Source organism: Bradyrhizobium embrapense (assembly GCF_001189235.2).
Lineage (GTDB): Bacteria > Pseudomonadota > Alphaproteobacteria > Rhizobiales > Xanthobacteraceae > Bradyrhizobium > Bradyrhizobium embrapense.
This window is the reverse complement of the sequence record NZ_LFIP02000036.1, coordinates 1-665: the sequence shown is the minus strand read 5'-3', so window position 1 is coordinate 665 and position 665 is coordinate 1. Positions and strand designations below refer to the sequence as shown.

Below are 665 nucleotides of genomic sequence, written 5' to 3'. Positions count from 1 at the left end.
GTGCGGACCGCACCGAATGCCCAGGAAGGGCTCGCGGCGCTGCGCTCGGGGCAGGCGTTCGACGTCGTGCTGACCGACATCGAGATGCCCGAGATGAACGGCTTCGAGTTCGCCGAGAACATCCGCAGCGACCACAACCTGGTCGGGCTGCCGATCATCGCGCTGTCGGCGATGGTGTCGCCGGCGGCGATCGAGCGCGGCCGGCAGGCCGGCTTCCACGACTATGTCGCCAAGTTCGACCGTCCCGGGCTGATCGCGGCGCTGAAAGAGCAGACCGCCGAACTGCGCCGCGCGGCCTGAGCGGATGCAAGGAAACCAATCGATGACCAGCAAGACCGAGACCAGTGAGGGCGCGATGGCCGAATACGTCACCGCCGTGATCGGCGGGCAGCTGTTTGGGCTGCCGATCTCGCGGGTGCAGGACGTGTTCATGCCGGAGCGGCTGACGCGGGTGCCGCTGGCCTCCAGCGAGATCGCCGGCGTGCTCAACCTGCGCGGCCGCATCGTCACCGTGGTCGACATGCGCGCCCGGCTCGGGCTGCCGAAGGCCGACGACGGCCAGTTGCCGATGGCGGTCGGCGTCGACCAGCGCGGCGAATCTTATGGCCTTTTGATCGACCAGATCACCAGATCGGCGAGGTGTTGCGGCTGCCCGACGACGGCCG

General features: G+C 68.6%; 1 protein-coding gene and 1 pseudogene. Both read left to right on the top strand.

Annotated features, from left to right (window positions below; translation table 11 throughout):
* The coding region (locus AKN83_RS38030) for a response regulator (protein WP_157113771.1) at nt 1–300 on the top strand (300 nt) is incomplete at its 5' end.
* Nucleotides 301–322: 22 nt separating this feature from the next.
* A pseudogene (locus AKN83_RS38025) lies at nt 323–665 on the top strand (chemotaxis protein CheW); the annotation flags it as partial.